General features: G+C 68.4%; 8 protein-coding genes. 5 read left to right on the top strand and 3 right to left on the bottom strand.

The window, feature by feature from the left end; all coding sequences use genetic code 11:
• The 3 genes from cydB to ACWDU1_RS25940 form a co-directional block, all read right to left on the bottom strand.
• A partial coding sequence (gene cydB / locus ACWDU1_RS25950) for a cytochrome d ubiquinol oxidase subunit II (RefSeq protein ID WP_450002346.1) occupies nucleotides 1-897 on the bottom strand: 897 nt, incomplete at its 3' end.
• 9 nt (nucleotides 898-906) lie between these two features.
• The gene (locus tag ACWDU1_RS25945; protein ID WP_450002345.1) at nucleotides 907-2376 is read right to left on the bottom strand and encodes a cytochrome ubiquinol oxidase subunit I; all 1470 of its coding nucleotides are present in this window, start codon (nucleotides 2374-2376) and stop codon (nucleotides 907-909) included.
• 193 nt (nucleotides 2377-2569) lie between these two features.
• On the bottom strand, nucleotides 2570-3490 hold the full coding sequence (locus tag ACWDU1_RS25940; RefSeq protein ID WP_450002343.1) for an aminodeoxychorismate lyase: 921 nt from the start codon (nucleotides 3488-3490) through the stop codon (nucleotides 2570-2572).
• Nucleotides 3491-3653: 163 nt separating this feature from the next.
• Here ACWDU1_RS25940 and ACWDU1_RS25935 point away from each other — a divergent pair, with 163 nt between their 5' ends.
• The 5 genes from ACWDU1_RS25935 to ACWDU1_RS25915 all read left to right on the top strand — a co-directional run bounded on the left by ACWDU1_RS25935 (nucleotide 3654) and on the right by ACWDU1_RS25915 (nucleotide 7300).
• Nucleotides 3654-4055 (top strand): sterol carrier family protein, encoded by a 402-nt coding sequence (locus ACWDU1_RS25935; protein ID WP_450002341.1) that lies wholly within the window; start codon nucleotides 3654-3656, stop codon nucleotides 4053-4055.
• Nucleotides 4056-4129: 74 nt separating this feature from the next.
• A complete protein-coding gene (gene ygfZ, locus ACWDU1_RS25930) occupies nucleotides 4130-5245 on the top strand; it encodes a CAF17-like 4Fe-4S cluster assembly/insertion protein YgfZ (protein ID WP_450002339.1) in 1116 nt (371 codons plus the stop codon).
• A 34-nt stretch (nucleotides 5246-5279) separates the two neighbouring features.
• Nucleotides 5280-5966 carry an MOSC domain-containing protein gene (locus ACWDU1_RS25925; protein WP_450002338.1) on the top strand — a complete coding sequence of 229 codons (687 nt, stop codon included), beginning with the start codon at nucleotides 5280-5282 and terminating at the stop codon, nucleotides 5964-5966.
• The gene (locus tag ACWDU1_RS25920; RefSeq protein WP_450002336.1) at nucleotides 5963-6928 is read left to right on the top strand and encodes an asparaginase; all 966 of its coding nucleotides are present in this window, start codon (nucleotides 5963-5965) and stop codon (nucleotides 6926-6928) included. The genes ACWDU1_RS25925 and ACWDU1_RS25920 overlap by 4 nt, the downstream gene beginning before the upstream one ends.
• Nucleotides 6929-7090: 162 nt before the next feature.
• On the top strand, nucleotides 7091-7300 hold the full coding sequence (locus ACWDU1_RS25915) for a DUF3073 domain-containing protein (protein ID WP_450002334.1): 210 nt from the start codon (nucleotides 7091-7093) through the stop codon (nucleotides 7298-7300).
• Nucleotides 7301-7958: the final 658 nt, after the last annotated feature.

Below are 7958 nucleotides of genomic sequence, written 5' to 3'. Positions count from 1 at the left end.
CAGCACATCGGGGAACAGGGCCCCGAACAGTAGCGCCGAGGCGGCGAGCACCGTCAGCGCGGTCCCGGCGAAGGACCACCCGTCTCGGCCGGCGAACAGCGCGACACCTCCGACGAGGAGACCGAACACCGCCGCCCCCACCAGGATCCAGGTCCAGCCGCTGCCGTGGGCGAGCTGGGTCCACAGGCCGAAACCGGCCACCACGACCGCCGTGGGCACCAGCAGCACCCTGGCGGTGCGTACGGCGTGGTCGCGGAGCTCTCCCCCGGTCTTCAGGGTCAGGAACACCGCCCCGTGCAGGGCGAAGAGCAGCCCGGTGGTGAGCCCGCCCAGCAGCGCGTACGGCGAGAAGAAGTCACCGAGCGACCCGGCGAACTGCTTATCGGCGTCCAGCGGGACCCCGCGCACGATATTGGCGAACACCCAGCCCCAGGCCAGGGCGGGTACCCAGGAACCGATCCCGATGCCGAGATCGCAGCGGGCCCGCCAGCGCGGATCGTCGATCTTGCCGCGGTATTCGATGGCGCAGATCCGCAGAATCAATGCCACCAGCAGAAGCAGCAGCGCGAAATAGAAACCGGAGAACATGCTCGCGTACCACTCGGGGAACGCGGCGAACAGCGCGCCACCGGCGGTGATCAACCAGACCTCGTTGCCGTCCCACACCGGGCCGATGGTGTTCAGCACCGCGCGGCGGCGAGTATCGGCGGTGGACGCGTCGGCCCCGAAGGAGGCGGTGTCCGTATCCACGGAGGACCCGCGGGCACCGCGCGTGAATATCGATCTCCTGCCCAGGATCGGCATGAGCATGCCGACCCCGAAATCGAAACCCTCCAGCACGAAGTATCCGGTGAAGAGCACACCGATGAGCACAAACCAGAATTCCTGCAGTTCCATCACCGGCTCCTAGTAGGCGAACGAAAGCTGCTCTTCGGCAGGTTTTTCCGCGGTGCCGCCGGTTTCGGCGGTCTCGTCGTGCGGCCGCTCCGGGCCCTCCCGGACATAGCGGCGCATCAGGTAGAACCACACGACGGCAAGCAATCCGTAGACCAGCGTGAAGGTGATCAGCGAGATCCACACCGTCGCGGTCGCGTGATCGGACACCCCGTCCTGCACCATGAGGCGCAACTCCTGGTCGCCGGTCGGGTTGGGCACCACGACCCAGGGCTGGCGGCCCATCTCGGTGAACACCCAGCCGGCCGAATTCGCCAGGAACGGCGTCGGTATCGCCAGCAGGCTCAGCCAGGAGAACCAGCGTCGATCCGGGACCCGGCCGCGCCGGGTCATCCAGAAGCCGGCGAACACCAGCAGCGCCGACCCGGCCGCCAGCCCGATCATGGCGCGGAACGACCAGTAGGTCACGAAGAGGTTCGGCCGATAGTCACCGGGCCCGAACTTCTCGTTGTATGCCTGCTGAAGGTCCACCACACCCTGCAACTCCACGCCGGAGAACTTGCCTTCCGCCAGCCACGGCAGCACATAGGGCACTTCGAGCACATGGGTCACGCTGTCGCAGTTGTTGTGGGTCCCGACCGTGAGGATCGAGAAATCCGGATTCATCTGGGTGTGGCACAGCGATTCCGCGGAGGCCATCTTCATCGGCTGCTGGTCGAACATCAGCTTGCCCTGGACATCGCCGGTGTACACCAGCGCGATACCGGCGATCACCGCGACCAGCAGCGAGACCCGGGCCGCCGGACGCCACATGACGCGCGCTTCCTCGAGTTTGCCGGGGTCACCGCTGCGGGCGTGCCGGACCATCCACCAGCCGGCGATACCGGCGACGAAGGTCGCGGCGGTCAGGAACGATCCGGCGACCACGTGTGGGAAGGCCGCGAGGGCGGTGTTGTTGGTGAGCAGTTCGACGATGCTGGTGAGCTCGGCCCGCCCGGTCTCGGGGTTGTATCGCGCGCCGACCGGATGCTGCATGAACGAGTTGGCCGCGATGATGAAGTACGCGGACGCGTTCACCCCGATCGCGACCATCCAGATGGTGCCGAGGTGCACGAGTTTCGGCAGTCGTTGCCAGCCGAAGATCCACAATCCGATGAAGGTGGACTCCATGAAGAAGGCCACCAGCCCCTCGAGGGCCAGGGGTGCGCCGAAGACATCGCCGACGAAACGGGAGTACTCGCTCCAGTTCATCCCGAACTGGAATTCCTGCACGATCCCGGTGGCCACACCGAGCGCGAAATTGATCAGGAAGAGCTTGCCGAAGAATTTGGTGAGCCGATACCAGTGTTGCTTGCCCGTGATCACCCACGCGGTCTGCATCCCGGCCACCAGCGGCGCCAGGCCGATCGTCAAAGGGACGAACAAGAAGTGGTAGACGGTCGTGATGCCGAACTGCCACCGCGAGACATCCAGAGCGTCCACACCGAGCCTCCTGTTACTACGACGTGTCGTAGTACAAGATTACGCACGGAATCTCCCGGATCAATGTGTTGCCGGACACGACACGGCGATCGATCCCCATACGATCGCGCAACGAATTCCGGTCGGCACACAACAATCGACAAGAGGGGTTGTGCACAGCTCCCCTCCGCGGAGGGGTCGCCGCAGAATTCCGCTACCAGTCCGCGATGGTTCCGGTGCGTTCGATACCCCGATCGACCATCCCGGCGATCTCGGCGGCCGACTCCGATGCCGACATCCGCACGCCGTCCAGAGAATTCACCCGGGCCGCCAGCGTCACACTGCTGAGCATCCAGATGCTGTCGCAGTCGAACAGGTCCGCGGTGAACAGAGGTTCGTACCGGCATTCGTACCCGTGCCGCTCCGCCTCGGCGTACAGCGCGCGCTGGGTGACCCCGGGCAGCACGCCGTGCTTGTGCGGCGGCGTGAGCAACTGTTTGCCGCGCGCGATCACCACGGTCGACCGCGGCCCCTCCAGCACGCGGTGTTCGGTACTGGTGAAGATCACATCGTCGGCGCCCATCCGGGTGGCGAACCGCAGCGCGGCCATGTTGGTGGCGTAGGACAGGGTCTTGGCACCCAGCAACTGCCAGGGCGCGGCCTGGGCGAGGTCGATCGAGATACCGCGGGTCAGCGTCACCACCGCGACACCGTCGGTGCGGGCCTTCGCGACCCGGTCCGCCAGCGCTGTCACCAGAACGTAGGTCGTGGGCACCGGAACCGCTTCGGACAGTTCGCCGGACCGCACCGCGGCCGCGGGATCGCCGAGCGCGCTCTCTCTTCCTCTTGTCAGCACCAGGCGCATGACGCCTTCGGAATCGGCGCCCCATTCCTTGGCCGCCGTTTCCATCGCGGCGCGCCAGCGCGCCAGATCGGGCTCGGGTAGATCGAGTGCCTGCGCGGAACGGCGCAACCGGGCGAGATGAAAATCGAGCGCGCATACCGTGCCACCGCGGACCAGCGCCGTCTCGAAGATCCCGTCACCGCGCAGAACGCCGATATCGTCGGCATACAACAACGGCTGGTCCGCGTCGCGGATTTCACCGTCGAGTGTTACAAGAACTCGATCCACCATGGCCACGAGCGTAGGCCAACAGCGCCCGCGATGACGGCCGGAATGCCAGGCAGTCCGGACAATGTCGGGCCGGGCGGTCGCGCGGCCCGCAATGGGCCGACGGCCCCGTCCACCGACGTGGCCGTCCTGGTTGCGGTGTGCCGGTGCTGGTTAGAGTCGGGCGGTGGCGCGACGAACGGATAACGATCCAGCCGCGGCGCGGTCGGCGGTGACGGCGATACGCGAGTGGCTGCTCGACGAAACCCACCCCGCACCGGCCCGCACCGAACTCGCCGGCGCGGTACGGGCCACCGCGCGCGCCCTGGCGGCTGTCGCGCCGGGCCATTCGGTGGAGGTCCGGGTACCGCCGTTCGTCGCGGTGCAATGCGTCGAAGGCCCCCGGCACACCCGCGGCACACCGCCCAATGTCGTCGAGACCGATCCGCGCACCTGGCTGCTGCTCGCGACCGGCCTGCAGGATTTCCCCGCCGCGGTGGCCGCCGGGTCGGTGCACGCGTCCGGGAACCGGGCCGCCGAGATCGGCCGCTGGCTGCCCCTGGTACCCCTCAGGCCTGGCGACGCCTGACCCGACAGGCCCGAAACCCCAGGTCGGGACCCCGCTGATGCGCGCAGCGCCGATCGGCTCCTAGAGTGGAAGCCGTGTCCGTGGTCGCCGCACCCAGCCCTGTCCTCGCAGTACCGGGAGCCGTCGCCGCCGCGCCGGGCTCACCGGACGCCCTAGTGCCCTGGCACTACGGCGATCCGCTCGGCGAACAGCGCGCCGCCGTGCAGGACGTCGCCGTGGTGGATCGCTCCCATCGTTTCGTCTTCACCATCACCGGTGCGGAGCGGTTGAGCTGGCTGCACACCGTCACCAGTCAGCACCTCACCGAACTGGGCGACGGCCGGTCCGCCGAGAATCTGGATCTCGATCTCAACGGCCGCGTGCTGCATCATTTCGTGCTCACCGAGCTGGACGGCACGGTGTGGATCGATACCGAGGCCGATCGCGGCCCGGCCCTGCTGGACTTCCTCGCCAAAATGGTCTTCTGGGCCGACGCGCAGCCGCGGGAGGCTTCCGGTTATGCCGTCCTGAGCCTGCTGGGCCCCGGGACGGCCACCCTGCTCCCGGCCCTGGGCCTCGACCGGTTGCCCGATATCTACGAGGCCCTCCCGCTGACCGGTGGCGGCTTCCTGCGCCGGATGCCCTGGCCCACCGCCGACTCCTTCGACCTGGTGCTGCCCCGGGAGCAACTGCTCACCCGGTGGCGGGAGCTCGTCGACGCCGGCGCGCGGCCCGCCGGGTCCTGGACCTACGAGGCGCTGCGGGTGGCGGCCCTGCGACCGCGGATCGGGGTCGATACCGACGAACGCACCATCCCACACGAGGTCAACTGGATCGGCGGGCCGGAGGAGTACGGCGCGGTGCACCTGAACAAGGGTTGCTACCGCGGTCAGGAGACCGTGGCGCGCGTGCACAATCTCGGTAAACCGCCGCGGCGTCTGGTCCTGCTCCACCTGGACGGCTCCGCCGACGAACGGCCCGTTCCCGGCGACGCGGTCACCGCGGGTGGCCGTTCGGTCGGTGTCCTGGGCACCGTTATCGACCACTACGAGTACGGCCCCATCGCGCTGGCGCTGATCAAACGCGCCGTCCCGCCCGATACCCAGCTCACCGTGGGCGCCACCGCGGCCGCCATCGACGCCGATTCGGTGCTCGCCGACGACAGCCCGCAGCCCGGCCGCCAGGCCATCGAACGGCTCCGCGGCCGCTGATCCGGGCACCACGAGCCGAGAGGAACGAGCGCCGATGCGGGTTGGGGACACCGGGCGGATCCTGGCCGCCTGTGTAGTGCACGCCGAGTTGCCGGTACCGGGGCGGGTCGGCCGGACCGCCATAGACAAACGACCCTTGCCCGGGCGAGTTCGAGCCGGCCGGCTCGGCCTGGAAGGCGACCACGTCTGCAATACCGAACACCACGGCGGGGTCCATCAGGCCGTCTACGGCTACGCCGAGGAGGACGCCCGGACCTGGGGCGCCGAACTCGGCCGGGACCTGCCGCCGGGCTGGTTCGGGGAGAATCTGCGCATCACCGGCCTACCGCTGAGCGACGCGGTCATCGGCGCCCGCTGCACGGTCGGCGGGGCACTCTTCGAGGTGAGCGCGCCACGCGTCCCGTGCGCCACCTTCGGGCACTGGACCGGCGAGCCCCGGTGGGTCCGCAGGTTCACCCTGCGCGGCGATACCGGCTGCTACTTCCGGGTGCTCACCGAGGGCACGGTGGCCGCGGGCGACCGGGTCGAGTTCGTGCACGTCCCCGCGCACGGGATCACCGTCCGGGACGTCTTCACCGGCACCGACCCCGCCCGGCTGGCGACGTTGCTCGACGCCGAGCCCACCCTCTCCGACGATATCCGCGCCCAGATCGCCCGCCATACGAAACGGCGGACCGCGGCCGCGGACGGCCCGGCGACCGAACCGGAGCCGATCGGATGAGCGTCGACCTGGTCGAAATGGTGCGCTCCGGGTTCCGGGAATGCGTGCACCGGGGCTCGGTGGTGATCATCGGCCCGGACGGCGAACCGACCTTCGAGGCCGGGTCCGTGCACGTGCCGATCTACCCGCGATCCACCAACAAGCCGATGCAGGCGCTCACGCTGCTCAAACATGGTTTCGAGCCCGTCGACGACGCCGAACTCGCCATCGCCACCGCCTCGCATACCGGCGAACCGGAGCATCTGGAGCTGATCGAACGCCTGCTGCGGCGCTTCGGTTTCGGCGAGGACGATCTGGCCTGCCCGCCCGATCTGCCCATGGACGAGCACGCCCGCGCCGCGGTGTTGTACCGGGGCGAGAAACCCGCCAAGCGGTACATGAACTGTTCGGGTAAGCACGCCGCCATGCTCGCCACCTGCGCGGTGAACGGCTGGCCGACCGACGGCTACCCGGATATATCCCACCCGCTCCAGCAGGCCGTACTCGCGCAGGTGATCGAACTGACCGGCGAGCCCGAAACCGATCTCGGCATCGACGGCTGCGGCCTGCCCATCGTCCCGGTCTCACTGGTGAATCTGGCACGCGCCTTCGCCGCCCTGGCCACCGCCGCCGAGACCACTCCCGAACGCCGGATCGCCGACGCGCTGCGCACACATCCGCGGGTGATTTCGGGCACCAACGGAGCCGATTTGCGGACCATGCGCGCGGTCCCTGGGCTGGTCTGCAAGATCGGCGCGGACGGTGTGCACGCGGGGGCACTTCCCGACGGCCGCGCCTTCGCCTACAAGATCGACGATGGATCCGAGCGGGCGCGGATCCCGCTGACCATGGCGGTTCTGCAGCGTATGGGGGTCACGTGGTCCGACGACCTGGCCGCCTTGGCCGCTCCTCCGGTACTCGGCGGAGGCGCCAGGGTCGGTGTGATCCGGGCCATACCGGGAGTGGTCGCGCCGGGCAACTGAGGGGCGAAACATGGGCAAACCGGTCGGTCGATCCGGCGGATAGCCGACTCGTGGAAGCGCGACGGCCGGACACGCGCTAAAGTGTCTGTCAGGAAGATATTAATTCGAACGGGGCCGCCACCAATCCCCAGGCCGCCCCGCTGTGACGCGAGGGGGTCAGCCATGGGCCGTGGCCGGGCTAAGGCAAAGCAGACCAAGGTTGCGCGGGAGCTGAAGTACAGCTCGCCGTCGACCGACTTCTCGAGCCTTCAGCGCGAGCTTTCCGGTAGCGACAATGCCCCACGGGGTAGCGTCCTCTCGGACGAGCACAACGCGGATGACTCCTTGTCCAAATGGGACGAGGACGATAATTACGACGACTGGCGCCGCTGACCGGGCGCGTACGCGGGGGGAGGCCGATGGCCTCCCCATTGGCCGTTTACGCCGGTTCGCGCCGTTTCCCGCCGGGCAACCCGGCGGTGAATGACGTGAACCGGCGAATCGGCCCCGGTCAGCAACTGACTCGGCTTCACTAGCGAGCGAACCGGGGACCTGCGGGTCACCGATTCTCGTCGTCTCTGTGTCGGCCTTGAAGGCTCGCGCATAATCGCTTGCCGCGGTGAGTTCGGTTGCCATGGTGGGAGCGACCTTCCGTCTCCAGGTCGGCGGGTGGCCATTCTTTGCGAGGTGGGGACGCTACTTCGCTTGCCGAGACGAGCAGGCGATCTCTCACGCGAGGGTGGGCGGGTTATCTCGCTCGCCGAGGTGAGAGGTGACATTGCCGGCCAAAGGTGGGAAGGTGCCCTGCCCGCGGAGGTGGGAAGGTGACCTTTCTCGTCAGGCTAAGAAGGCGCCCCCGCCCGCGGAGGTGGGAGGGTGACCTTGCACGCGGAGGTAGGAAGGTGACCCTGCCCGCCAAGGTGAGGAGGTGACCCCCGCCCGCGGAGGTGCGGAGGTGCGAAGGTGACCCCGCCCGCCAAGGTGAGGAGGTGACCCTGCTCGTCAAGGTTCTGTGTTTATTGGCGCGGCTTCGCCGCGCGGGGTTCGGCCC

The sequence above is a fragment of the Nocardia sp. NPDC003345 genome (assembly GCF_053589395.1).
This window is presented reverse-complemented; position numbering and strand designations above follow the sequence as displayed.